This window comes from Streptomyces sp. 3214.6 (assembly GCF_900129855.1).
In the GTDB taxonomy this organism is placed as follows: Bacteria; Actinomycetota; Actinomycetes; order Streptomycetales; family Streptomycetaceae; genus Streptomyces; species Streptomyces soliscabiei.
In genome coordinates this window covers 4967041-4991087 of sequence record NZ_LT670819.1, presented here as the reverse complement: position 1 = coordinate 4991087, position 24047 = coordinate 4967041, and the positions used below count along the sequence as shown (strand labels likewise).

The 24047-nt window shown below is 69.2% G+C and carries 23 protein-coding genes, 3 tRNA genes and 1 pseudogene; 15 read left to right on the top strand and 12 right to left on the bottom strand.

The genetic code is table 11. The features are described from left to right. Positions 1–5 precede the first annotated feature (5 nt). From B5557_RS22455 to B5557_RS22445, 3 genes are all read left to right on the top strand, one after another. Positions 6–800, top strand: a complete 795-nt coding sequence (locus tag B5557_RS22455; protein ID WP_079661158.1) for a DUF3566 domain-containing protein — start codon at positions 6–8, stop codon at positions 798–800. A gap of 124 nt (positions 801–924) precedes the next feature. Next, a tRNA-Ile gene (locus tag B5557_RS22450) sits at positions 925–1001 on the top strand. A 103-nt stretch (positions 1002–1104) separates the two neighbouring features. Then, the gene (locus tag B5557_RS22445) at positions 1105–1458 is read left to right on the top strand and encodes a VOC family protein (protein ID WP_079661157.1); all 354 of its coding nucleotides are present in this window, start codon (positions 1105–1107) and stop codon (positions 1456–1458) included. A 221-nt stretch (positions 1459–1679) separates the two neighbouring features. Here the strand turns inward: B5557_RS22445 and B5557_RS22440 are convergent, their stop codons facing one another. Beyond that, a complete protein-coding gene (locus tag B5557_RS22440; RefSeq protein ID WP_079661156.1) occupies positions 1680–2054 on the bottom strand; it encodes a DUF6344 domain-containing protein in 375 nt (124 codons plus the stop codon). A gap of 359 nt (positions 2055–2413) precedes the next feature. Here B5557_RS22440 and B5557_RS22435 point away from each other — a divergent pair, with 359 nt between their 5' ends. Both B5557_RS22435 and B5557_RS22425 read left to right on the top strand, forming a co-directional pair. Then, positions 2414–2542 carry a DLW-39 family protein gene (locus B5557_RS22435; protein ID WP_003999697.1) on the top strand — a complete coding sequence of 43 codons (129 nt, stop codon included), beginning with the start codon at positions 2414–2416 and terminating at the stop codon, positions 2540–2542. Positions 2543–2793: 251 nt separating this feature from the next. Beyond that, positions 2794–4194 carry a hypothetical protein gene (locus B5557_RS22425; RefSeq protein WP_197697259.1) on the top strand — a complete coding sequence of 467 codons (1401 nt, stop codon included), beginning with the start codon at positions 2794–2796 and terminating at the stop codon, positions 4192–4194. Here the strand turns inward: B5557_RS22425 and B5557_RS22420 are convergent. Next, positions 4158–5831 (bottom strand): serine/threonine-protein kinase, encoded by a 1674-nt coding sequence (locus B5557_RS22420; RefSeq protein WP_079661154.1) that lies wholly within the window; start codon positions 5829–5831, stop codon positions 4158–4160. The two genes, B5557_RS22425 and B5557_RS22420, sit on opposite strands and share 37 nt — an antisense overlap. Positions 5832–6020: 189 nt before the next feature. Beyond that, a complete protein-coding gene (locus B5557_RS22415; protein ID WP_079661153.1) occupies positions 6021–6569 on the bottom strand; it encodes a helix-turn-helix domain-containing protein in 549 nt (182 codons plus the stop codon). A 182-nt stretch (positions 6570–6751) separates the two neighbouring features. Between B5557_RS22415 and B5557_RS22410 the strand changes: the two genes are divergently transcribed. Continuing rightward, a tRNA-Ala gene (locus B5557_RS22410) sits at positions 6752–6824 on the top strand. Positions 6825–6894: 70 nt separating this feature from the next. On the opposite strand, the gene B5557_RS22405 is transcribed toward B5557_RS22410, so the two are convergent. Continuing rightward, positions 6895–7623 carry a DUF5324 family protein gene (locus B5557_RS22405; protein WP_079661152.1) on the bottom strand — a complete coding sequence of 243 codons (729 nt, stop codon included), beginning with the start codon at positions 7621–7623 and terminating at the stop codon, positions 6895–6897. A gap of 296 nt (positions 7624–7919) precedes the next feature. Between B5557_RS22405 and B5557_RS22400 the strand changes: the two genes are divergently transcribed. Continuing rightward, a complete protein-coding gene (locus B5557_RS22400; RefSeq protein ID WP_079661151.1) occupies positions 7920–8453 on the top strand; it encodes a peptidylprolyl isomerase in 534 nt (177 codons plus the stop codon). 172 nt (positions 8454–8625) lie between these two features. Continuing rightward, entirely contained in the window at positions 8626–9525 is a 900-nt protein-coding gene (locus tag B5557_RS22395; protein ID WP_079661150.1) for a rhomboid family intramembrane serine protease, read from the top strand. Positions 9526–9781: 256 nt separating this feature from the next. Here the strand turns inward: B5557_RS22395 and crgA are convergent, their stop codons facing one another. After that, complete coding sequence (gene crgA / locus B5557_RS22390; RefSeq protein ID WP_079661149.1) at positions 9782–10036, bottom strand: cell division protein CrgA; 255 nt, start codon at positions 10034–10036, stop codon at positions 9782–9784. A 140-nt stretch (positions 10037–10176) separates the two neighbouring features. Here crgA and B5557_RS22385 point away from each other — a divergent pair, with 140 nt between their 5' ends. The 6 genes from B5557_RS22385 to B5557_RS22360 are packed head-to-tail and all read left to right on the top strand — an operon-like array spanning position 10177 to position 14421. After that, positions 10177–11001, top strand: coding sequence for a DUF881 domain-containing protein (locus tag B5557_RS22385; protein ID WP_079661148.1), 825 nt, complete (start codon positions 10177–10179; stop codon positions 10999–11001). Positions 11002–11023: 22 nt separating this feature from the next. After that, positions 11024–11707 carry a class E sortase gene (locus B5557_RS22380; protein ID WP_079664933.1) on the top strand — a complete coding sequence of 228 codons (684 nt, stop codon included), beginning with the start codon at positions 11024–11026 and terminating at the stop codon, positions 11705–11707. Between the two features lie 16 nt (positions 11708–11723). Further along, entirely contained in the window at positions 11724–11921 is a 198-nt protein-coding gene (locus tag B5557_RS22375) for a hypothetical protein (protein ID WP_173877623.1), read from the top strand. Beyond that, complete coding sequence (locus tag B5557_RS22370) at positions 11918–12556, top strand: aminodeoxychorismate/anthranilate synthase component II (protein WP_079661146.1); 639 nt, start codon at positions 11918–11920, stop codon at positions 12554–12556. The genes B5557_RS22375 and B5557_RS22370 overlap by 4 nt, the downstream gene beginning before the upstream one ends. Next, positions 12553–13620: a class E sortase gene (locus B5557_RS22365; RefSeq protein ID WP_079661145.1), complete on the top strand. Its 1068-nt coding sequence runs from the start codon at positions 12553–12555 to the stop codon at positions 13618–13620. Before B5557_RS22370 ends, B5557_RS22365 begins: the two co-directional genes overlap by 4 nt. A 45-nt stretch (positions 13621–13665) precedes the next feature. Beyond that, entirely contained in the window at positions 13666–14421 is a 756-nt protein-coding gene (locus B5557_RS22360) for a class E sortase (protein WP_079664932.1), read from the top strand. 111 nt (positions 14422–14532) lie between these two features. Here the strand turns inward: B5557_RS22360 and B5557_RS45285 are convergent. The 7 genes and pseudogenes from B5557_RS45285 to B5557_RS22320 all read right to left on the bottom strand — a co-directional run. Then, positions 14533–14685, bottom strand: a pseudogene (locus tag B5557_RS45285) (restriction endonuclease); the annotation flags it as partial. A 168-nt stretch (positions 14686–14853) separates the two neighbouring features. Next, positions 14854–16833, bottom strand: coding sequence for a Stk1 family PASTA domain-containing Ser/Thr kinase (pknB, locus tag B5557_RS22350; protein WP_079661144.1), 1980 nt, complete (start codon positions 16831–16833; stop codon positions 14854–14856). A gap of 169 nt (positions 16834–17002) precedes the next feature. Further along, positions 17003–18472 carry a peptidoglycan D,D-transpeptidase FtsI family protein gene (locus B5557_RS22340; RefSeq protein WP_079661143.1) on the bottom strand — a complete coding sequence of 490 codons (1470 nt, stop codon included), beginning with the start codon at positions 18470–18472 and terminating at the stop codon, positions 17003–17005. Beyond that, positions 18469–19908, bottom strand: coding sequence for an FtsW/RodA/SpoVE family cell cycle protein (locus tag B5557_RS22335; RefSeq protein WP_079661142.1), 1440 nt, complete (start codon positions 19906–19908; stop codon positions 18469–18471). The genes B5557_RS22340 and B5557_RS22335 overlap by 4 nt, the downstream gene beginning before the upstream one ends. 27 nt (positions 19909–19935) lie before the next feature. Then, positions 19936–21483, bottom strand: a complete 1548-nt coding sequence (locus B5557_RS22330) for a Stp1/IreP family PP2C-type Ser/Thr phosphatase (protein ID WP_079661141.1) — start codon at positions 21481–21483, stop codon at positions 19936–19938. Positions 21484–21623: 140 nt separating this feature from the next. Further along, on the bottom strand, positions 21624–22142 hold the full coding sequence (locus tag B5557_RS22325) for an FHA domain-containing protein FhaB/FipA (protein WP_069769333.1): 519 nt from the start codon (positions 22140–22142) through the stop codon (positions 21624–21626). Positions 22143–22152: 10 nt separating this feature from the next. Next, a complete protein-coding gene (locus B5557_RS22320) occupies positions 22153–23052 on the bottom strand; it encodes an FhaA domain-containing protein (RefSeq protein ID WP_079661140.1) in 900 nt (299 codons plus the stop codon). 458 nt (positions 23053–23510) lie between these two features. Between B5557_RS22320 and B5557_RS22315 the strand changes: the two genes are divergently transcribed. Then, positions 23511–23597 (top strand) — tRNA-Leu (locus B5557_RS22315). Positions 23598–24047 lie beyond the last annotated feature (450 nt).

Here is a 24047-nt window from a genome sequence, read left to right as displayed (position 1 = left end):
TCATCGTGAGCGGAGCCACGGGCGCCGGTACGTCTGCCGGTACGGACAAGAACGGCGGCGGCCGTGGCTCCGCCGCGCCGGCGGGGGACGCGCGTACGACCGACGCGCGGGGCGCCGGGGGCGGTGACGGGCGTCCGGCGGACACCCACACGACCCAGCTGAAGGCCATCAAGGCGCCCGTGGCTGACTCGCCCTCGCCGTCGTCCTCGCCCGACACGCAAGGATCAAAGGGATCCCAGGGGGGAACCGTGACGGACACCCGAGGCGCGCAGGCCAAACAGCCTGCCGAAGGCTCGCCGCTGCCCGGGGAACGGCAGCCGCAGCAGCCCGCCGGGCCCTACCACCCGCCGCAGGCCTACCCGACGCAGGCGCCCCCGGCGCCGGCCGGCGCCGTACGGCGCCCGCGGACCGGCGTCCGCACCACGCCCCGCGTGCGTAAGGCGCGGCTGCGGGTGTCGAAGGCCGACCCGTGGTCGGTGATGAAGGTCAGCTTCCTGCTCTCCATCGCGCTCGGCATCTGCACGATCGTCGCGGCCGCCGTGCTGTGGATGGTCATGGACGCGATGGGCGTCTTCTCGTCGGTCGGCGGCACGATCGCGGAGGCGACCGGCTCGAACGAGTCGAACGGCTTCGACCTCCAGGCGTTCCTGTCGCTCCCCCACGTCCTGATGTTCACCTCGATCATCGCGGTCATCGACGTCGTCCTCGCGACGGCCCTCGCGACGCTCGGCGCGTTCATCTACAACCTCTCCGCCGGCTTCGTCGGCGGCGTCGAGCTGACGCTCGCCGAGGACGAGTGAGCTTTGTCGTCGCAGCGGTTTCAAACCTCCCCCGAGGGCCCCGCGACTATCGATTTTGGGACTGCCCACGTCGTGCGCTAATCTTCAGGAGTCAGCGCGCGGGACACACACCGCAGAGCGCGGCGGGGCTATAGCTCAGTTGGTTAGAGCGCATCCCTGATAAGGATGAGGCCACAGGTTCAAATCCTGTTAGCCCCACCAGCCAGAAGACCCCTGGACCTTTGGTCCGGGGGTTTTTGGCGTCTATGGCTGCGGTTAGCAGCGGTCGCGGTCTGCTGATGGCGGGCGTGCCTAGACTCTGCGGATGACCTTGGAATGGGAACAGGTAATCGTTCACTCGGTGGATCCGGCGGCCTTGGGACAGTGGTGGGCCACGGCTCTTGGCTGGGTGGTCGTCCACACCTCCGATGACGAGTTCGAGATCCGCGCGGAGCCCGATCGTCTGCCAGGGTTGGAGTTCGTGCGGGTCGACGAGGGCCGGACGGCGAAGAGCCGGCTGCACCTCGACTTCAGGCCCGATGACCAGGCCGCCGAGGTGGCCCGCCTCGAGGCCCATGGCGCGAAGCGTGTCGACATCGGCCAGGGTGAGCAGTCGTGGGTCGTCATGGCAGACCCCGAGGGCAACGAGTTCTGTGTCCTTGGCCAACGGCGTCAGTGAGCACCCCGGCGAAGGCCCCCGACCGGTCATGGTCGGGGGCCTTCGCCGTGTCCGGGGGACGCGAGGCGGGACGCCCTGACCGAAGACCGGCGGTCGCTCGCCCGCCGCTGCGGTCGGCGACGACGCACGGCGAAGGCCCGGTGGCTCCTGGGGGAGCCGCCGGGCCTGGTCCGTGCGGGCTGTACGCAAGTTCGCCGTTACGTCGGGGGGGAGGGAGGTGCTCAGCGCTGGAGGGGGATGGCTGGTTCGGCTGGTTCGGCCGGGTCCTCGGGGGCGCAGGTGGTCGTGGTGTGCTCGGCCGGGTCCGTGTCCGGGAGACCGCGGTGACGGCAGCTGGGGGACTTGCCGTGCGCCTCGGCGCGGATGCGCTGTTTCATCGTGGGGGGCAGGGAGCGGGCTTGGGGCCAGACCCGGGGGGTCGAGATCGTCGGCCAGGCCGTCGTGCGCGCGGTGGCGTCGCTCTCGCTGCCGCGCGTCGGCTCGGTCCGGGCCGACGCCGTCGCGGCGGTCGTCGTGATGAGTCCGAGCGCCGTGCACAGCGCGAGGAAGGCGGTGACGATCGTGGTCCACAGCTTCATGACCCGGTTCTCGGTCATGGCCCCTCACTTTCGGGTTGGGCGATTTGCGTACTTTCCTCATGATGTGTATGGCGGCCGCGAAGTGGTGGACCGACGCTCGCGGCGTGGCGTTGTTCCGATGAACACCACTCGTATGGACGCAAGAAGCCATAAAACGGGAGAAGAAGCGGAGAAAGGTGAGTAAGTGGTGTGAGTGGGGGCGACTCTCACCCTCTGTGGAGGTGTGATCACCCTCCGATCGGAGTGGTGCGATCCGCTTCTACTGCGCTGCCGAGGGCGGGAGTTGAGCGGCGGGCGTAGGTCACCGATCGGTATCGGCCGGTGTGTATAGTCGGGCGCCAGAGGTCCCCTACGTCAAGGAAAGACGAGGTCGCGCGGTGAAGAAGCTTCTCCTGGTCGCACTGGCCGCCATCGGCGGGCTCCTCGTGTACCGCCAGATCCAGGCGGATCGCGCCGAGCAGGATCTGTGGACGGAGGCGACTGACTCCGTGCCCACGGGTTCGTGAGTATCGATACCGAAGACTGAGCAAACCCCGGCCGCCGCTTGCGGTCGGGGTTTTGTGTTGCGCGTTCCCGGGACGGCGGTTAGAAGCGGGCTTTTCGGACGCTCGTGCCGGATGCGAGGGTGACGCGCGCGCGGGCGGGGCAGGATGGGCCACGTTCGGTCTAAGGCGAGGGGGCGGGATCGATGGCCCGGCGTGCGGGGCTTGCGAGGCGTGGGACGGCTGTGCGGCGGTCCGTCGCGCGGATCACTGCCGTGGGAGCGGTGCTCTGCACGTCGTCGGTGGCGCTGCCAGGGCCGGCCGCCGTCGCCGCGCCGGAGGTCCCGTCGTACGCCTTTGCGGACGACGTCCGCAGCGCCCCGGCGGCGACGGGCACCAGCGACGCCGTACGCCTGGACCCCGGCGCGACGTACCGAAGCTCCCTCAAGGGCCAGAGCCAGGACCAGAGCCAGGGCCAGAACCAGGACGAGGGCCAGAGCCAGAACCAGGACGAGGGCCAGGGCCAGAACCAGGACGAGGGCCAGAGCCAGGGCCGGGAGAAGCGGGTGAAGGCCTACTACCGGCTCGAACTCGACGGTGCGTCGAACGTGTACGTCTCCGTGACGGCGATCCCGCGCGCGGGAGCCGTCCTGTCCGTCGGCGACGGGATCAGCGTCTCCGTACAGGACGCCGACGGCCTCCGATGTTCCAACGACTCGGCCGGCGTGGGCGCGTCCAAGAGCCCGCAGCCGATCACGGCGTGGGGCGCGCGCGAACTCGTGCCCGGCAAAGGGGTGTGTCAGGAGCCCGGTACGTACTACGTCGTCGTCGAGCGCACCGGCACCGGCACCGGTGTCGAGGACCCCTGGGAGCTGGAGCTCGCGGCCGTCTCCGAGGCGCCCGTGCGGAAGGCGGTCTCGACGAGCGTGCCCGAGCAGTGGGACTCCGCGACGCCCACGCCGCCCGTCGCCGAGCCGGTGGCGGTGCGGGGCGGGGCCGGTTTCGCCAGGGCGACCGCCGTGGAGCCGGGCGTGTGGAGCGACGAGATCGTCCCCGGGCAGACCCTCTTCTACAAGGTGCCCGTCGACTGGGGCCGGCAGGTGTCCGCCGCCGTCGACCTGGGCAGCGCGGACACGGACTCCGGATATGTGGTCGACGCCCTGGACCTGACCCTTTACAACCCGGTGCGAGCCGAGGTGAAGGACGCGAGCGTCGGCTTCGGCGGCACCCAGAAGTCGGCCTCGCTGCCGCCCGTGCCGCCGGTCCGGTACGTCAACCGGTACGCGCCCACCGATCCGACGAACTCGCTGCGGTTCGCCGGCTCGTACTACCTCGTGGTGCACCTGGCCTCGCAGGTGGCCCAACGTTTCGGCGAGGGGCCCTACGGGCTCACCCTGCGCGTCCGGGTGGACGGCGGCACACAGGCCGGTCCGGGGTACTCGGCGCCGTCGGTGCCACGCGGGTTCTTCGACGTCGGCGCACCGGACCCGGAACCCTTGGTGGGCGGCACCGCGTCGAGGGGCGGTGCGTCGGGCGGTGACCCCGTGATGCGGGCGGTCGCCGTGGGCGGCCTCGGCACCGGGAGCGCACTGCTGACGGTGCTGGGGGTGTGGACGCTGACCGCCCGGCGCAGGGCCGCTCAGACGCGGGCCAGCGCCCAGAACCCCACGGCGTAGCAGACCAGCGCGAGGAGCAGCAGCGGCACCGCGACCTTCGCGGGCGGCCCGGGACGCCCCCGGCGGGCGGCGCGATGACCGCGTCGACCGCCCCGCGGCGCAACCGCCTGCGCGGCGGGCTGCGGAACCTGCGGGTCCTGGGCGGTGTACGAGGCTGTGGACACCTCGGCGCGTGGCCCACGGGAGGGCAACACGAACGTGGACTCGTGCGGTGCGTGCGATGCGTGCGGCTCGGGGGACTCGTACGGGGACTCGTACGCGGGCGCGGAAGAGGCCGACGGATACGGAGTGGGGGACTGCGGCGGCGGCAGGTGGAAGCTTCCGGTGTCCGACATGGAGGGGACGTGAGCGGGCGCGGGTGCTGGTGCCGGCGCGGGGGTGGGGGTGGGAGTCGGTGCGGAGTTCGGGGCGTGCAGTGGCGCGGGCGGCAGGGGTACGGAGCCGGAGCCGGGTACGGAGCCGAGTACGGAGTGGGATGCGGCGACCGACGGCGTGGAAGTCCCGTCCGTCCGGGAGGGCAGGCCGCCGGTGCCCGGGTGGGCCGGACCGGCCGCTCTTCCCGGACCGGAGGGATACGACCCCGAGGGAAACGATCCGCTGCCCGCAGGGGCCGGATCGGAAGCCGGGTGCGGACGGGAGGGCAGCGAGCCGGTGCCCGGGTGGGCGGGGGCGGGAGGGGTGTTCGGGCGGGTGGGCACGGAGCCGGTTCCGATTCCGGTACCAGTACCGGAATCGGAACCGGCTCGCGGCCTCGGTGCGGACGGACCGTCGGCCCCGAACCCCTTGGGCAGCGGCCCGAGTTGGTCGAAGATCTCGATCATCTCGTCGTCCGGGCCGGGCTCGGGCAGGAGTTCGACGGCGGCCGCGAGCGCCTTGCGCGCCCCCGTCGCCGTACGGAAGCGCGCCTGCGGGTCCGGCTGGAGCAGGGTGGCGACGACCTGCCACAGCGGCTCCGGCACGCTCTTCGGAGCGCCCGGCGTGCCGTGTTCCGCGAAGTACTGGATGAGTGCCTTGGCGTCCGGCTTCGCGCCTTCCAGCAGATACAGGGCGACCAGGCCGACGGCGAAGAGGTCGGCCGGGAAGTCCGGGTCCGCGCCCATCATCTGCTCGGGCGCGAGGTAACCGGGCGTCCCCACCACGAGGTTGGTCTCGGTCAGCCGGGGCTCGCCCAGCCGCATGGCGATGCCGAAGTCGGACAGCCGCAGCCGGGGCAGGGCGGTCCCGGTGGCCTCCAGCAGGATGTTGGCGGGTTTGATGTCGCGGTGCACGACGCCTTCCGCGTGGACCGCGGTGAGCCCGGAGAGCAGCTGGTCGAGCAGCGTGCACACGAAACCCGGGGGGAGGGGGCCGTAGTCGCCGACGAGGTGGACCAGTGAACCGCCGCCGACGAGGTCCATGGTGAACAGGACCTTGTCGTCGTCGGCGGCCCAGCTGGCGGGCGCGAGCACATGGGGGTGGTCGATCCGCAGCGCCTGCTCGCGCACGAAGCGCAGCAGCGCGTGTGCGTCGCTCTGCTGGAGCACCTTGGCGGCCACGTAGCGGCGGCGGCGGTGGTCCCAGGCGCGCCAGACCGCGCCGACCCCTCCGCGTCCGATCGGGTCGGCCAGTTCGTACCGTCCGGCGAAGACCTCACCCATGGCAGTGCCTCGCTCCTCCCCCTGGTCCCCGGGTCCCCTCGGTTCCCCCCTTGCTACCCCCGTGATGAGCGATACGACCCCCGTGTCCTCGCTGCGTTGCGCCAACCCCCCGAGTTGTCCCCCCGAGTTGTCCCCCCGAGCTGCCGCCCGCCCGGTTGCCGAACCCCCTTCGGCGACCGGGCCGACGGCTCAGCTCTGGTGGGACTGGTAGTGCGTGACCGCGTCGGAGGTGCGGCCGGCGCCGTACACCCGGAGGAACTCTGCCAGTTCCGGGTGGCTCGGGGCGAGAGTGTCGGCGGCGTCGATGATGTCGCCGGCGGCGGCCACCGAGCGCAGCAGGGACTGGATCTCGCGGACGACCCGCTTGACCGTGGGAGCCCCCGAACTGCTCGTCGTCTGCGTGGTGTTGCTGAGCACCGAGCCCCCCTGCGACCGCTTGATCTCGTCCATGCGCTCGGTCGCCTCGGCGGCGCTGACGCTGCCGTCCGCGACCTGCGCAGCCAACTCCTGGAGCAGCTGCACCCGCTGCACCACCGCCGGGTTGCCGATCTTCGCCCGCTGACCGCTCATCAGCTGCGACAGCATCGGCGCCGACAGTCCCAGTACCCCCGCGAGACGAGCCTGGTTGAGGCCAAGATCGTCGATGAGCTTACGGAAGAGCGCCCCCAGCGGCTCCCCGTACCAGTTCCGCTGCAGTTCCCGCGCTCTCGCGGTCGCTTCCTGCTGTGCGGCGTCCATTGCGTCTCCCCATCGCTTCCCCAGAAACCGCGGTTCGCTGTAGCGAACCACGTCCGAGCATCTTACGGAGAGTGGTCATCCGCGGGGACCCCAATCTTTTTGCGAGATACCCCGGGTGACCCGGTACTCTGGTTCGCGACGCCCGCCGGTGCGAGGTTCTTCCGGCCGGACGTCCCCTTCCCGGGGCCTTAGCTCAGTTGGTAGAGCGCTGTCTTTGCATGGCAGATGTCAGGGGTTCGACTCCCCTAGGCTCCACGCACAAGACCCCTCCCACCTGCGGAAACGCAGGAGGGAGGGGTCTTTTTCGATGTGCGGGCGGTACTGCTCAGCTACGGTCCTCGCGGTTCGCCGCCTCGTTCTCGGTGTCCTTCTCGGCCTCCTTGGCCTGTACCTCGGGGTCGAGGACCGACGGGTCGGCGCTGCCGTCCACCGATGTCAGGCCGCCCACGGCGGGTACCTCGGTGGCGGCCGGCGGCTCGACGAGCCAGTCCGGGTTCGCCTGCTTGTCCCACCATTTCCAGGCCGCGTAGGCGCCGCCGGTGACGGCTCCGAGCACGGCCAGTGCCTTGGCGAGCCGGCCGGCCTTGGCTCGCCGCCGGTGCCTGCGCGCCAGCCTCTCGATCTCCTTCGGCGTCACCTGACCGCGCAGGGCGGCCAGCGCGGCGACGCCACGGGCGGTGGCCTCGTCCTTGACGGGCCCGGCCGCGGCCACGGCCTGCTCGATCCTCGGCCGCGAGTAGTCGGCGGCCTGCCGCGCCGCCAGGCGGGTACGGGCGGCCGCTTCCTGTGCGGCGAGGTCTACCTTCGGCGGGACGTGTGTCTTCGCCTGTTCCATCGCGTGTTCCAGACGCGGGGCGACATGGGCGTCGTACTGGACGCGGGCCTGTTCGGCGGCCTGCGACACCTTGGGCGCGAGCCGTACGCGAGCCTCATGCGCGTAAAGCGCGGCCCGCTCCTTGGCCGTGTCGGCGTAGGGCGCCACCACTTCCGCGGCGTGCAGCACGCTGTCCTTCGCCGAGCCGGTTGCGGCGCGCACGCTGTCGATGCGGGTCACGGGATCCTCCTCCTCGGTGGCGTACGGTATTTCGACTTTCCACCCTTTTACGGATCATGCCTGCCGTGCGCCGTCACGGCATGTGCGGGCGGGCATACGGTGGACGGGCATATCGTCGACAGGCCGACAAAACCGACGATGCCACGGATCGGCCCCGCCCGCTCCCGTCCGGAGCGAGTCGAGTGCATTTCCGTACCCGAACCGACGGTTCCCGTGCAGGAACGAGCCGTACGGCGGCGCACCTCGCCGAGCGTGCGAGGATCGGGGGATCACAGGAAGACAACGGAAGGCAGATCGTGGCCGAGCAGCTGTACGCCACCCTGAAGACCAACCACGGCGACATCGAGGTCCGGCTGTTCCCGAACCACGCCCCGAAGACGGTCAAGAACTTCGTCGACCTCGCCACCGGCGGGCGTGAGTGGGTCAACCCGGAGACGGGCGTGAGGTCCTCGGACAGGCTGTACGACGGCACGGTCTTCCACCGGGTGATCAGCGGTTTCATGATCCAGGGCGGTGACCCGCTGGGCGACGGCACCGGGGACCCCGGATACCAGTTCGCGGACGAGTTCCACCCCGACCTGCGGTTCGACAGGCCCTACCTGCTGGCCATGGCCAACGCCGGGCCGGGCACCAACGGCTCGCAGTTCTTCATCACCGTCTCCCCGACGGCCTGGCTGACCCGCAAGCACACCATCTTCGGCGAGGTCACCGACGCGGCGAGCCAGAAGGTCGTGGACGCCATCGCGGCCGTCCCGACCAACCCGCGCACCGAACGTCCGCTGAAGGACGTCGTCATCGAGTCGGTCGTCGTCGAGACCCGCCAGGTCTGAAGCCGGGCGGGTCCGGGCCCGCCGGGTTCGCGGCGAAAACGCCCCAGGCGAACCATGGGGAACCTAACGCCCTGCTCGTCCGTCAGGATGTGCAGGGCGGTTCCTTTCCCACCACGACCCCGTCACGACTCCGACCACGACCACGACCTCTTCCACTTGTTTAGGGGAGCCCATGGACCAGGCGCCTGGCAGCCGGCAGGACGACGCGCACAGCGGCCTGCCCGTCTGCTACCGGCACCCCGACCGGGAGACCGGCATTCGCTGCACCCGCTGCGAGCGCCCGATCTGCCCCGAGTGCATGGTCAGCGCCTCCGTCGGATTCCAGTGCCCCTCCTGCGTCCGCGAGGGCTCCGGCACCGGGCACCCGCCCAGCGCCTCGCAGCCCCGCACGCTCGCGGGGGGCACGATCGCCGCCGACCCACACCTGCTCACCAAGATCCTCATCGGCCTCAACGCGGTGATGTTCGTCCTGCAGCAGGCTGTCGGCGACAGTTTCACCGACCGGTTCGACATGATCGGCCGCGCGATCATGCCCACCCTCGGGTACGGCGAGCTCCAGGGCGTCGCCGAAGGGCAGTGGTACCGGCTGCTGACCTCGATGTTCCTGCACGCCAGCATCATCCACATCCTGTCCAACATGCTGAGCCTGTGGTGGATCGGCGGCCCGCTCGAAGCAGCCCTCGGCCGGGCCCGGTTCCTGGCGCTGTACCTCGTCTCCGGTCTCGCCGGCGGTGCGCTGACGTACCTGATCGCCGAGCCCAACCAGGCCTCGCTCGGTGCTTCCGGGGCCATCTTCGGGCTCTTCGGCGCGCTCGCCGTGCTGGTGCGGCGCCAGCGCCTCGACATGCGGCCGGTCATCGCCCTGCTGGTGATCACCCTGGTCATCACGTTCGGGTGGAGCGGTATCGCCTGGCAGGCCCACATCGGCGGCCTGGTCGCCGGCGTCGTCATCGGCATCGCCATGGTCCACGCCCCGCGCGAGCGCCGGGCCCTCGTGCAGTACGGGACCTGCGCGCTGATGCTGGTCGCCGTGGTGGTCGTGACCCTCCTGAGGACGGCTCAGCTCACCTGAGCGCGCTGTTGTCCACAGTCTGTGTCGAATCTTGTGCACAACGTGCGGGAACAGCTGCGCCCTCTGCCATCGACCCGCGTTTGTGCAGGTCAGGCAGGGGGCGAACGGTTTTTCGAGTGGGGGTGACAGCCGGTAGTTACGTCACACCGGCGTCAACCTCCGATGAGTTATCCACAGATCGTCTTTCTTTTCCCCATGTGGAAAACCGCTGTGGATAACTCAGTGGATAGCCCTGGGCAGAGCTACGGGACCGGCCCTATTTCCACTGGGTGGAGACGCCGAACCCGGCCGCGATGAACCCGAAGCCCACCACGATGTTCCAGTTGTCGAGCTGGTCGATCGGCATCGAGCCGTCGGTGACGTAGAAGACCACGATCCAGGCGAGCCCGATGAGGAACATGGCCAGCATCACGGGCGCGACCCAGGCACGGCTGTTCAGCTTGATGGCGGTCGCCTGCTTCGCCGGGGGCGGCGTGTAGTCGGCCTTCTTGCGGATACGTGACTTCGGCACGAGGGTCTCTCCTGTCGATGCGCTGCGTGGCCGCGCAGGTGCTGGGTCGGGCTCGGGGGCTGCGTACTAGGGGACTGAGGGGCTCCCCCGGGCGTCCGTTAGCGTAGTGCTTCTACGGCGCCGAAGGAGATAAGGGTACGTTGAGCAATTCTGCCGACTCCCCCGGGACAGGTACAACGGGTTCCGGCACCGGCTCCTCCCCTGATGCCGGTGATTCCGGAGATTCCGGACGCCGCGGCGGCTTCCGGCCCGTGCGGGTGCTCACCGTCGGTGTCTTCGCCCTCGCCGGCCTTCTCTTCTTCACCAGCTTCAACACCGCCAAGGGCACCAACATCCGCACGGACGCCTCCCTGCTGAGGCTGTCCGACCTCATCGAGGAACGCAGCCAGAAGAACGGCGAGCTCGACGAGGCGAACGGGACCCTGCGCGAGGACGTGGAGTCGCTGGCCGAGGCCGACGACGGCAGCACCAAGGCCCAGGACGACAAGCTCGCGGGACTGGAGAAGAACGCCGGCACCCAGAAGCTCAAGGGCAAGGCCGTCACCGTCACCCTCAACGACGCCCCGCCGAACGCCACCGCCAAGCTCCCCGGCTACCCGGAACCGCAGCCCGACTACCTGGTCATCCACCAGCAGGACCTCCAGGCCGTGGTGAACGCCCTCTGGCAGGGCGGCGCCCAGGGCATCAAGGTCATGGACCAACGGCTGATCTCCACCAGCGCCGTCCGCTGCGTCGGCAACACCCTGATCCTCCAGGGCCGCGTCTACTCACCCCCGTACAAGATCCAGGCGGTCGGCGACCCGGAGAAGCTGCAGCAGGCGCTGGCGGACTCCCCGGCGATCCAGAACTACATGGTCTACGTGAACGTGTACGGCCTCGGCTGGAAAGTCACCGAGGACGGCACGGTGACTCTGCCGGGCTACTCGGGCACAGTGGATCTGCACTACGCCAAGCCTGTGAAGTAGCCGCCGGGGGGCGCCTGTGTCGGTGCGGGTGATCGTCAGGACGTTCAGCGAGCTGTGCATCACCGTAGGCGCCGTCATCGTCCTCTTCGTCGTCTACGTGCTGTTCTGGACCGGCGTCCAGGCCGACCGCGTCATGGACGACCAGATCGACGACCTGCACGACCAGTGGGCCCGGCAGAGCGCGGGCCCCGCCCCGAGCGCCGGCCCCGCCACCACCGTCCAGCCGGCGCCGTACCGCAGCGGCAGACCCTTCGCCGTGATGTACATCCCGCGCCTTGGTTTCACGTGGAACAAGCCGGTCCTCGAAGGAACGGCGACCAACACCCTGAAGAAGGGGCTCGGACACTACGCCGGAACGGCGCGCCTCGGACAGACCGGGAACTTCTCCGTCGCAGGTCACCGCCGTACCTACGGCGACCCGTTCAAGGACTTCCCCAAGCTCAGGCGCGGCGACGCGGTGGTGCTGACGGACGGCACGACCTGGTTCACGTATCGGATCGACAAAGGCCCTTACAAAACCGTGCCCTCGGACGTCGAGGTGATCGACGCTGTGCCACGTAAGTCGGGGTACACGCGTCCGGGCCGGTACCTGACGTTGACCACGTGCGATCCGGAATGGGGGCACAGTCACCGGCTGATCGTCTGGGCGCACCTGGACTCCACACAGCCTGTGGAGGCAGGCGAACCGAAGGCTCTGCGCCGTTAGTCTGGTGGCGTACGGCGTGAGTCAGGTGCCGTGGTGCGACGGAAGGGACGGCATGTACGGCTGGATCTGGCGGCATCTGCCGGGAAACGCGTGGGTGAAGGCGCTGCTCTCGATCGTGCTGGTCGTCGCCGTGGTGTACACGCTGTTCCAGTACGTCTTCCCATGGGCCGAACCGCTGCTTCCCTTCAACGATGTGACGGTGGACAACCAGTGAGCGCGCGCATTCTCGTCGTCGACAACTACGACAGCTTCGTCTTCAACCTGGTCCAGTACCTGTACCAGCTGGGCGCCGAGTGCGAGGTCCTGCGCAACGACGAGGTCTCCACGGCCCATGCCCAGGACGGCTTCGACGGTGTCCTGCTGTCCCCCGGGCCGGGCACGCCCGAGGAGGCCGGCGTCTGCATCGAGATGGTCCGCCACTGCGCGGCCACCGGAGTCCCCGTCTTCGGCGTCTGCCTCGGCATGCAGTCCATGCAGGTGGCCTACGGCGGTGTCGTGGACCGCGCGCCGGAGCTGCTGCACGGCAAGACCTCGCTGGTGGAGCACGGCGGCAAGGGCGTCTTCGCCGGCCTGCCGACGCCGTTCACCGCGACCCGTTACCACTCGCTGGCCGCCGAGCCGCAGACGGTCCCGGCCGAACTCGAGGTCACCGCGCGTACGCACGACGGCATCATCATGGGCCTGCGTCACCGTGAACTGCCCGTCGAGGGCGTCCAGTTCCACCCGGAGTCGGTGCTGACCGAGCACGGGCACCGGATGCTGGCCAACTGGCTCGTGGAGTGCGGCGACCAGGGCGCGGTGGCGAGGTCGACGGGGCTCGCCCCGGTGGTGGGCAGGGCCACGGCGTGACCGCGCTGCGCCCCGAGCGCGAGGACTCGTACGGCACCGCGCCGTACGAGTCCTTCGGCGGTGATCAGTACGGCGCAGGATCCGCGTCCTACGCGGGGGAGCCGTACCTGCCGCCCATCGACGAGGAGACGGTGGCGCTGCGGATACCGCCGTCGTCGGCGTCCACGTTCGGCGGCGAGTCCGTATCGGTCTCTGGCGTCCCAGGAGCCTCTCCCGCCCCTGGATCCCCGGCCGGTGGCCGCGCGGCCCGCAGAAAGGCCGCCAAGGGTCGTCGTGGGCGTCATGGCGGCCCGGGCGAGGTGTCCGAGTCGTACGACGGAGCCGACGCGCCCGCGCAGGACGAGCGGCCGCTGTCGCGCGTCGAGGCCCGCCGCCGTGAGCGAGCCCGTAAGCCGAGCGCGGCCGTGATCGCCAGCCGGGCGGTCGGCGAGGTGTTCATCACCACGGGCGTGCTGATGCTGCTGTTCGTCTCCTACCAGCTGTGGTGGACGAACGTGCGGGCCCACGCGCAGGCCGACAAGGAGGCGAGCAGCCTCCAGGACGACTGGGCCAGCGGCAAGGGCGCCCCCGGGGTGTTCTCGCCGGGGCAGGGCTTCGCGATCCTCCATATCCCCAAGCTGGACGTGGTGGTGCCGATCGCCGAGGGCGTCAGCAACAAGAAGGTGCTCGACAAGGGCATGGTCGGGCACTACGGCGAGGGCGCCCTGAAGACGGCGATGCCCGACGCGAAGACCGGCAACTTCGGGCTCGCGGGCCACCGCAACACGCACGGCGAGCCGTTCCGGTACATCAACAGGCTGCAGGCGGGCGACGAGATGGTCGTCGAGACGCAGAACGAGTACTTCGTCTACAAGATGACGTCCTCGCTGCCGGTGACCGCGCCCAACAACACCAGCGTCCTGGACCCGGTCCCGCCGGGCTCCGGGTTCACCGGGCCGGGCCGGTACATCACGCTCACCACCTGCACCCCGGAGTTCACCAGCAAGTACCGCTTGATCGTCTGGGGCAAGATGGTCGAGGAACGGCCGCGCAGCAAGGGCAAGCCGGATGCGCTCGTCGAGTAGGCGGGCAAGCAGGTAGGCGTGCAGTCGAGTAGGGGCAGAGTGAACGTGGCAGCGACCACCGGCGACACCGAGCACGGAGAACACGCGCGCGTGGACGCGTCCGAGCCCCCGCCGCGGCGCCGCGCGGGCGGCCGGATCGCGCTGGCCGTCAGCGTCTTCGGTGAGCTTCTCATCACGGCCGGCCTGGTGCTCGGCCTGTTCGTCGTCTACTCGCTGTGGTGGACCAACGTCGTCGCCGACCGGCACGCCGATCGGCAGGGCGACAAGGTGCGCGACAACTGGGCCCAGGAGGACACCGGCCCCGGAGCGCTCGACACCAAGGACGGCATCGGCTTCCTCCATGTGCCCGCGATGAAGAACGGCGAGGTGCTGGTCGAGCAGGGCACCTCGTCGAAGGTCCTCAACGAGGGCGTCGCCGGCTACTACACCGACCCCCTCAAGGCCGTCCTCCCGACGAGCGGCAAGGAGGGCAACTTCACGCTCGCCGCCCACCGCGACGGCCACGGCGCGAAGTTCCACAACATCGACAAGCTGGAGAAGGGCGACCCGATCGTCTTCGAGACGCGGGACAACTGGTACGTGTACAAGGTGTACGCGGTCCTTCCCGAGACCTCGAAGTACAACGTCGACGTCCTCGGCCAGATCCCCAAGGAGTCCGGCAAGAAGAAGGCCGGCCACTACATCACCCTGACCACCTGCACGCCGGTGTACACGAGCCGGTACCGGTACGTGGTGTGGGGCGAGCTGGAGCGGGTGCAGAAGGTCGACGCGGACCGCACACCGCCGAAGGAACTCGGCTGAAGTGACTGGCCCCTCGGGAGGGGGCCGGTCACCTAGCATGACGAAGGCCCGAAGCCGCAACTTGCCTTTGCGGCTTCGGGCCTTCTGCTTGTTGTGGGGCGCGAACCTCTTGCATTGGACGACAAGGCGTCGCCCGTGGACCGTGAGGGCGGTGATGTCGACGCCGCGGTCCCTTCCGCCGCCTTGCACGACGACGTTGGTGCAGCCGTCGCGGCGCAGCAGTGCGGCGATGTCCAGACCCACCTCGAAGTACGCCGCCACCATCGCTGTGGTCACATGCATCCCGTCTGGCAGCAACGACAGCGCTCGGAAAAACGTGGCGATGCCCCAGTGCTTTCAAGCACTGGGGCATCGTTGACGGGGAATGATTCAGTCCTCCGTACGGCTAACCGCCGGGTGACCGGTGGGGCCCGTTTCGTTCACGGTGTGCGGTCAGCCGCCGAAGCCGCCGCCGTTGTTACCGCCGTTGTTACCGCCGTTGTTGTTCTTGAAGGCGATCAGATTGACCGTCTGCCCCCGGTTGACGGTGCTGCCGGGCGCCGGGTCCGAGCCGATGACCTGGGCGTCGTCGTCCGAGGAGCCCGCGATCTGGCCGACGTTCAGGCCCGCGTCCTGCAGAGCCTTCTTGGCGTCCTTCACGCTCATGCCCTGGAGGTTGCCCGGGACCTGGGTCTGCTGGGGCTGGCTGCTCTTGCCGATCTGGATCTGGACCGTGGAGCCCTTGTCGGCCTGGGAGCCGATGGACGGGACGGTCTGGATGACCTTGCCGACCTGGTTCGGGTCCTGGGTGTCGACCTCGACGCAGTTGCCCTGCAGGTCGTTCTGCTGCATCTGGGCCTTGGCGTCGTCACAGCTCTTGTTGGAGACGTCGGGGACGGTCGCCTTCTCCTCGGCCTTGGCGATGGTGAGGGTGATGGTCGTGCCCTTCTCCACCTCTTCGCCGAGTTCCAGGCTCTGCTTGATGACGTTGCCCGCCGGCTCCGCGGAGACCTCTTCCTTCGTCTCCACGACGAACTGGTACTTGTCGCCCTCCAGGAGCTTCTTGGCCTCGTCCTGGGTCTTGCCGAGGACACTCGGCACGACCACCTTCGGCGCACCCGTCGACACGACCAGGTTCACCGTGTCGCCCTTGTTGACCTTCTGGCCGATCGCCGGGTTCTGCGAACAGATGTTGCCCTTGGCGGTGCTCTCGCACGGCTTCTGCGTGAAGACCGCCTTCAGCTCGACGTTCTTGGCCATCGTCGTGGCCTCGGCCTGCGTCTTGTTCACGAAGTTCGGGACCGCGAAGGGCTTGTCGGAGACGCCGTCGCCGGTGAACACCCACTTGCCGATCAGGATCGCGCCGACGAGGACCAGCACCGCGGCGAGGACCAGCAGGATCGTCGAGGCGTTGGACTTCTTCTGGCGGCGCCGGGCCGGACGGTCGTCGTAGCCGTAGCCGCCGTCGTCGGGGTTCATGGGCGGCAGCATCGACGTGGCGCCGGCGTCCGCGGAGCGCATGGCCGTGGTCGCCTGGTCGTCGCCGTACCCGCCGTAGCCGACCGAGCCCATCGCCGCCGTCGCCGCGACCGGCTGGCCGTCGAGGCAGGCCTCGATGTCCAGGCGCATCTCGTCAGCCGACTGGTAGCGGTAGTTCGGGTCCTTGACCAGCGCCTTCAGGACGATGGCGTCCATCTCGGGGGTGATCTCGGGGTCGAAGACACTCGGCGGCTGCGGTTCCTCCCGGACGTGCTGGTACGCCACCGCGACCGGGGAGTCCCCCACGAACGGCGGCCGTACCGTCAGCAGCTCGTAGAGCAGACAGCCCGTCGAGTACAGGTCGGAGCGCGCGTCGACCTGCTCGCCCTTGGCCTGCTCCGGCGAGAGGTACTGGGCCGTGCCGATCACCGCGGACGTCTGCGTCATCGTCATGCCGGAGTCGCCCATCGCACGGGCGATGCCGAAGTCCATGACCTTGACCTGGCCGTTGCGCGTCAGCATGACGTTCGCGGGCTTGATGTCGCGGTGGACGATGCCGGCTCTGTGCGAGTACTCCAGCGCCTGGAGGATGCCGATGGTCATCTCCAGCGTCCGCTCCGGCAGCAGCTTGCGGCCGGAATGGAGCAGCTCGCGGAGCGTGGAGCCGTCGACGTACTCCATGACGATGTACGGGATCGAGACCCCGTCGATGTAGTCCTCGCCCGTGTCGTAGACCGCGACGATCGCGGGGTGGTTCAGCGAGGCGGCGGACTGGGCCTCCCGGCGGAACCGGGCTTGGAAGGAAGGGTCGCGCGCGAGGTCCGCGCGCAGCGTCTTCACCGCCACGGTGCGGCCGAGGCGGGTGTCATGCGCGAGGTAGACCTCGGCCATGCCACCACGGCCGAGCACATGGCCCAGCTCGTACCGGCCGCCGAGGCGACGCGGCTCTTCCATAGCTACCTACCAGCCCTCTCCGTCGGTCCCGACCGGCACACGTGTGCGGCCGGAGGCTGCCGTCCGGGCTTACCGTACCTGGACGGAGCAGTGTGACCTGGCCAAGCCCGTCACCCGATACAGGACCGGTATCGCAACGTGCACCGATGTGCAGGCGACGTGATGGGGGTCACTTCTTGCTGTCGATGACTGCCTTCATCACGTCCCTTGCGATCGGACCGGCCAGACCGCCGCCGGTGATGTCGCTACGGTTGGCGGCGCCGTCCTCGACGACGACCGCGACGGCCACCGGCGCGCTGCCGTCGGACAGCTTCGCGTACGAGATGAACCAGGCGTACGGCTTCTCGCTGTTGTTGAGGCCGTGCTGGGCGGTACCGGTCTTGCCGCCGACGACGACGCCGTTGATCTTGGCCTTTCCGCCGGTGCCCTGCGGGTCGTTGACGACCGTCTCCATCATCTGCTGCAGGGCCTGCGCGGTCTTGGAGGAGACGGCCTGGGACAGCTGCTGGGGCTCGGTCGTCTCCAGGGTGTCCAGGTTCGGGGCCCTGAGCTCGTCGACCATGTACGGCTTCATCAGCTTGCCGTCGTTGGCGACCGCCGAGGCGACCATGGCCATCTGCAGCGGGGTGGCGCGGTTGGAACCCTGGCCGATGCCGTCCAGCGCGTTCTGCGGCTGGTTGTCCTTGGGGTAGACGGACTCGGCGGCGCGCACCGGCGTGTCCAGCTCGGCCTCGTTGAAACCGAACTTCTCGGCCTGCGCGATCATCTTCTCGTTGCCGACGTTGTCGGCCATCTTCGCGAAGACGGTGTTGCAGGACACCATCAGCGCGTAGCGCAGCGTGGCGTTCTCACAGTCGCCGTGCTCGTTGCCGAGCTTCTGCGTGGACTGCGGCAGCGGGAACGGGTCCGGGGTGTTGGTCTTGGAGTCGATGCCGTCGACCTCGCCGTTCTCCAGCGCCGCCGCGGCCGTGACCACCTTGAACGTGGAGCCCGGCGGGTAGGTCTCGCGCAGCGCCCGGTTCAGCATCGGGTCGTCGGGGTCGTTCTTCTTCTGGACCGCGTTCCACGCCTCCTGGTCCTTGTCGGAGGACCCGGCGAACTTCGACGGGTCGTACGACGGCGCGGAGACCAGCGCGAGGATCTTGCCGGTGGACGGCTCGATCGCGGCGACCGCGCCCTTCTTCCCGGCGAGCCCGTCGTACGCGGCCTTCTGCGCGGCGGCGTTGAGGGTGGTGATGACGCTGCCGCCCTCCTTCTCCTTGCCCGTGATCATGTCCAGGGTGTTACGGAAGAAGAGCCGGTCGTCGTTGCCGCTGAGGATGCCGTCCTCCAGCTTCTCCAGCTGGTTGGCGCCGAACGCCTGCGAAGAGCGGCCGGTGACCGGCGCCCACATGGCGCCGTCGGTCCAGGTGCGCTTGTACTTGTAGTCGCCGCTGGTCTCCACCGAACCGGTGATGGCCTTGCCGTCGACGATGATGTTGCCGCGCGGGGTGGAGTAGCGCGTGATGTTGACGCGGCGGTTGTAGGTGTCGCTGGCGAGGCTGTCCGCCTTGACGTACTGCAGGTAGTTGTCCCGCAGCAGCAGGGTCAGCACGAGAAGGCCGCAGAAGATCGCGATCCGGCGCAGGGGCTTGTTCATGACGGGCGGACCACCTGGGTCATCTCGGCGTCGGGGTTGGAGGCGGGGGCGGGCGCCGGACGGCGCGCCGTGTCGCTGATTCTGAGCAGGATGCCGATCAACGCCCAGTTGGCGATGACGGACGAACCGCCGTACGCCAGGAACGGCATCGTCATACCGGTGAGCGGGATGAGCCCCATCACACCGCCGGCGACGACGAACACCTGCAGGGCGAACGCGCCGGAGAGACCGATCGCGAGCAGCTTGCCGAACGGGTCGCGGGCGGCGAGGGCGGTCCGCACGCCGCGCTCCGCGATCAGGCCGTACAGCAGCAGCAGCGCCATGATGCCGGCCAGCCCCAGCTCCTCACCGAAGGTGGCGAGGATGAAGTCGGAGTTGGCGGCGAACTTGATCAGCTCCGAATGGCCCTGCCCCCAGCCGGTGCCGAGGGTGCCGCCGGAGCCGAACGCCCACAGCGCCTGCATGGCCTGCTCGGAGTGGCCGCCGACACCCGCCTGGGAGAGCTTGTACTCCTTCATCGGGTTGAGCCAGGCCTGGACGCGCTGCTGCACGTGCGGCTCGACGCTGGCCACGCCGACCGCGCCGACCGCGGACATCAGCAGACCGAACACGATCCAGCTGGTCCGCTCGGTGGCCACGTACAGCATGATCACGAACATGCCGAAGAACAGCAGCGAGGTGCCGAGGTCCGTCTCGAAGACCAGGATCAGGATCGAGATCAGCCAGACGACGATGATCGGGCCCAGGTCACGGCCGCGCGGCAGGTAGAGACCGAGGAAACGGCGGCTGGCCAGGGCCAGGGCGTCCCGCTTCACCATCAGATAGCCGGCGAAGAAGATCGCCAGCACGATCTTGGCGAACTCACCGGGCTGGATGGAGAAACCGGCCACCGAGATCCAGATCTTGGCGCCGTAGATGTTCTGGCCGAGACCCGGCACGAGCGGCAGCAGCAGCAGGAAGATCGCGCCGACCATCGAGATGTACGTGTACCGCTGCAGAACGCGGTGGTCCTTCAGGAAGATCAGCACCACGATGAACAGGGCGATGCCCATCGCCGTGTACAGCAGCTGCCGCGGCGCGGCCGTACCGGCCTGCTCGGCCTGCTGCAGGTACTTGGACTGGTCCAGACGCCAGATGGCGACCAGACCCAGCCCGTTCAGCAGCGTGGCCAGCGGCAGCAGCAGCGGATCGGCGTACGGCGCGAACTTGCGGACGACGAGATGGGCGACGCCGGCCAGCAGACCGAGACCCAGCCCGTAGGCCAGGAGGCCGGACGGCACCTGCTCGTTGATGGCCAGGCCCACGTTGGCGTAGGCGAAGACCGGGATGACGACGGCGAACACCAGCAGCGCGAGCTCGGTGTTGCGCCGGCTCGGCGTACCGATCGAGCCGATCGTGGACGTGTGGTGCGTCGGCGAGTTGGTAGTACTGCTCATCGTGTGACGGGGCCTCTCACGGCTTGCCTACTGCTCACCGCACCGCGAGACGACCTTCTGCTCTTCCTCCGAAAGGCTGGGGCCGGGGGTGGGAGTGGCGGTCGCGGATACGGACGGGGACGCGGTTGCCGAGGGGCTCGGCGATGCCTTGGACGTGAGCGACGTGGGGGTGGTTCCCGTGGTGCCGCCGGCCTCGCCCGTGCCGGTCTTCGAACCGGTCTTCGAGCCGGCCTTCGAGCCGGTCTTGCCCGCCGGGGTGGCATCGGCCTGCTTCTTGCAGGCGGAGGCCTGGACGGCCAGCTCGTCGATCTTCTTCTGGGCGGCGGACAGATCGCCCTCGGCGATCGTCGACTCGACCAGCTTCTGCTGGTACTCCGGGAGGTACTTGAGTTCGATCTCGGGGTGGTCCTTCTCGATCTTCGACAACGACACCCACGCCAGGTCCTGACTGATGCCCCGGTACAGGGCGACATGCTCGTCCTTGGAGCCGACGTAGTACTGCGTCTGCGTCCAGCGCCAGCCGCCGTACAGTCCGCCGCCGATCACGGCGAGCGCGAGCACGCTGTAGAAGGATCTCTTCAGCCACTTACGGCCCTTGCGCGGCTTCACGAAGTCGTCGTCGGTGTAGTCGCCGAAGCCGTCGGTCGGGATGAAGCCGGTGATGTCACCGCCCGAGCCGGGCGGTCCGAACTCGCCGCCCCCGCCGTGCCCCTGCTGCCTGCGGCCGAGACCGGAGGCCCGGCCCGCCGGCGTCTGCATGATGCCGTTGTCGTGCAGCTGCAGCTGGTTCTCGGCGACCGCGCCGACCACCACCGGAGTGTCCGACAGCTGCCCGGCGAGCGTGTCCCCGGTGTCCAGGTCCAGGACGTCGGCGACGATCACGGTGATGTTGTCCGGGCCGCCGCCGCGCAACGCGAGCTGGATCAGCTCCTGCACCGTCTCCTGCGGGCCCTGGTAACTGGCGAGAGTGTCCTCGAGCGTCTGGTGGGAGACGACCCCGGACAGCCCGTCGGAACAGATCAGATACCGGTCGCCGGCGCGGACCTCCCGGATGGAGAGGTCCGGCTCGACATGCTCGCCGCTGCCCAGCGCGCGCATCAGCAGCGAGCGCTGCGGATGCGTGGTGGCCTCTTCCTCGGTGATACGGCCCTCGTCGACGAGGCGCTGCACCCAGGTGTGGTCCTGCGTGATCTGCGTCAGCACGCCGTCACGCAACAGATAGGCACGCGAGTCGCCGACATGCACCAGACCCAGCCGCTGGCCCGTCCACAGCAGAGCGGTCAGCGTGGTCCCCATGCCCTCGAGCTGCGGATCCTCCTCCACCAGCGCGCGCAGCTGATCATTGGCGCGCTGGACGGCGGTACCGAGCGAGGTCAGAACATCGGAGCCCGGGACGTCGTCGTCGAGGGCGACGATCGTGGAGATGGCCTCCGAGGAGGCGACCTCACCCGCGGCGGCGCCACCCATGCCGTCGGCGATGGCGAGCAGGCGCGGACCGGCGTAACCGGAGTCCTCGTTGCCCTCCCGGATCATGCCCTTGTGCGATCCGGCGGCGAAACGCAGTGACAGACTCATGCGCACCTCGCCCGTCGGCCCCGGGTACAGCCGGTCGTGTCGAGCCACACTGCCCACCCTCCGCTCGGGAGCACACCGGGGCCCTGAGTGCCGGCCGCCGCCGCGTGCTCGCTCCGCTCGCGCTCACTCATGATGCAGCACTACTTCCGAAGCTCGATGACGGTCTTGCCGATACGGATCGGCGCGCCCAGCGGGATCGGTGTGGGAGTCGTCAGCCGCGATCGGTCGAGATACGTGCCGTTGGTGGAGCCCAGGTCCTCGACGATCCACTGACCGTCGCGGTCCGGATAGATCCTGGCATGGCGGCTGGAGGCGTAGTCGTCGTCCAGCACGATCGTGCTGTCGTGCGCCCGGCCCAGCGTGATGGTCTGGCCCTGGAGCGCGACGGTGGTGCCGGTGAGGGTGCCCTCGGACACGACCAGCTTCGTCGGTGCGTTACGGCGCGTGCGACCGGCGGCGGCCGGCTGCTGGCGCTGCTGCGGGGGCGCCTGCTGGCGCTGGGCCTGCTGCTGCGCCCGCCCCGCCTCCCGGCGCGACCCGCGCTGGGTGACACGCGTACCGAACAGGTCGCTGCGGATGACCTGCACGGCCACGATCACGAACAGCCACAGTACGGCCAGGAAACCCAGCCGCATGACCGTGAGGGTCAGCTCTGACATTGCCCCCGCTTCACCCTTCGGCTTGCCGGTAAATGATGGTGGTGCTGCCCACGACGATCCGCGAGCCGTCGCGGAGCGTAGCGCGCGTGGTGTGCTGCCCGTCCACCACGATGCCGTTGGTGGAACCGAGATCCTGGATCGTCGAGGGCGAACCGGTCCGGATCTCGCAGTGCCGACGCGACACGCCGGGGTCATCGATCCGCACGTCGGCCTCGGTGCTGCGGCCCAGCACCAGCGTCGCACGGGAGATCTGGTGGCGGGCACCGTTGATCTCGATCCAGTGGCGGGTGCGGGAGCCGGGCTGCGGAGCCCCGGCCAGCCCCCCACCTGCCCCGCCGGGGCGCTGCGCGCCTGCGGCGGGCGGGTAGCCGTAACCGCCGGGGCGGGCGCCGGGGGCGCCGGGCGGCGGAGAGGACGGCATGGGCGGAGCCGCGGCTCCGGCTCCGGCGCCGGCGCTGAGATACGGAGCGCTGCCCGGTCCGCCGGGCCGCTGTCTGCCGCCCGCGGCGGGCGCCTGCTCCGGCGCCTGGCTGCTGGAGGAGGCGAGCGTACGGCTGCGCACCCGGTACAGGCCGGTGTCGAGGTCGTCAGCCTTCTCCAGGTTGACCTTGATCGGCCCCATGAAGGTGTAGCGCTGCTGCTTGGCGTAGTCGCGCACCATGCCGGCGAGCTCGTCGCCGAGCTGGCCCGAGTAGGGGCTGAGCCGCTCGTAGTCCGGCGTGCTCAACTCCACGATGAAGTCGTTGGGGACGACCGTGCGGTCGCGGTTCCAGATGGTCGCGTTGTTGTCGCACTCACGCTGGAGCGCGCCGGCGATCTCGACGGGCTGGACCTCGGACTTGAAGACCTTGGCGAAGGTGCCGTTGACCAGACCCTCGAGACGCTGCTCGAACTTCTTCAGAACTCCCATGGGGCACCTCCTCCGTAGTGGCTGCCGTCCTGTGCCGTGCCGCTTGCCTTGCCGGTCACGTTGCCGCTTACCTGGTACTGCTTACTGATCGTATCCACGCGCCGGTGAATCGGCTGGTTCCCCCTGTCGGCCCCGTCGACGGGTGTCGACTCCCTCGTGCGCTCCCTCGTGCGCACCTTCTTCGGACTCTCGCTTCTGCCTGGATCGTAGAGGCGGCCGTGGACCAGTGTCCCGCACCTGACTGTGCGACTGGTCCGGCTCCTGGGGAGACGGCCGCCATAGGTACGAGGTTGATACGTGAACCAGTCACCACGGAGACGTACGGGGTCGCCGACCGTCCCCCACCTGCTCCCTGCCCGCGAAATAGGGATGTGAACGCACCCTGGACCGCGTGCTAATGTTCTGCATGTCGGAAGGCGGCGGGCCGAAAAGCCCACAAACCCGAGGACACACCCAATGCGCGGGTGGCGGAATAGGCAGACGCGCTGGATTCAGGTTCCAGTGCCCGCAAGGGCGTGGGGGTTCAACTCCCCCCTCGCGCACCAGACCAGCTGAAAGCCCCACAGGTCCGGGACCTGTGGGGCTTTCGCGTACCCCGGAGCACGCGCCCGCACTGAAGAGTGCAGGCGAGCGCAGGCGAGTGCTGGCCACGGTTGCTCACGGTGTGTGAGGAACATCTCAGGGCGCTGACCGGCGTCAGGCGAGGGCGCAGCGGACTACACCGCGCTCGCTCGCCCGGACCGCGGCCTGGCGTCGCATGTATGGCGAAGCTCATCCCAACGGCGACCATGATCCGGCAGACAGGACGAGCCGCTCACCGGCTCGCTGCGTCGGCGGCTGCGCACGGCGGTGTCATGTTTCACGTGAAACACCTGCCGGTTGGCAGGGGTCGGCAGAGGCGTTGTCCACAGGTGGGGAGTTATCCACAGGGGCTGCCACCCCTTGGCCGCCGGGCTGTACGGTCGGCACAAGTTGATGTTCGGCTCGTCGAGCCG

What these genes read in the sequence shown, in the direction of transcription:
- B5557_RS22440 (WP_079661156.1), bottom strand. Translation starts at nt 2,054, where the DNA reads ATGACCGAGAACCGGGTCATGAAGCTGTGGACCACGATCGTCACCGCC.
- B5557_RS22320 (WP_079661140.1), bottom strand. Translation starts at nt 23,052, where the DNA reads ATGGGAGTTCTGAAGAAGTTCGAGCAGCGTCTCGAGGGTCTGGTCAAC.
- pknB (WP_079661144.1), bottom strand. Translation starts at nt 16,833, where the DNA reads ATGGAAGAGCCGCGTCGCCTCGGCGGCCGGTACGAGCTGGGCCATGTG.
- B5557_RS22445 (WP_079661157.1), top strand. Translation starts at nt 1,105, where the DNA reads ATGACCTTGGAATGGGAACAGGTAATCGTTCACTCGGTGGATCCGGCG.
- B5557_RS22335 (WP_079661142.1), bottom strand. Translation starts at nt 19,908, where the DNA reads ATGAGCAGTACTACCAACTCGCCGACGCACCACACGTCCACGATCGGC.
- B5557_RS22420 (WP_079661154.1), bottom strand. Translation starts at nt 5,831, where the DNA reads ATGGGTGAGGTCTTCGCCGGACGGTACGAACTGGCCGACCCGATCGGA.
- B5557_RS22325 (WP_069769333.1), bottom strand. Translation starts at nt 22,142, where the DNA reads ATGTCAGAGCTGACCCTCACGGTCATGCGGCTGGGTTTCCTGGCCGTA.
- B5557_RS22415 (WP_079661153.1), bottom strand. Translation starts at nt 6,569, where the DNA reads ATGGACGCCGCACAGCAGGAAGCGACCGCGAGAGCGCGGGAACTGCAG.
- B5557_RS22340 (WP_079661143.1), bottom strand. Translation starts at nt 18,472, where the DNA reads ATGAACAAGCCCCTGCGCCGGATCGCGATCTTCTGCGGCCTTCTCGTG.
- B5557_RS22330 (WP_079661141.1), bottom strand. Translation starts at nt 21,483, where the DNA reads ATGAGTCTGTCACTGCGTTTCGCCGCCGGATCGCACAAGGGCATGATC.
- B5557_RS22395 (WP_079661150.1), top strand. Translation starts at nt 8,626, where the DNA reads ATGGACCAGGCGCCTGGCAGCCGGCAGGACGACGCGCACAGCGGCCTG.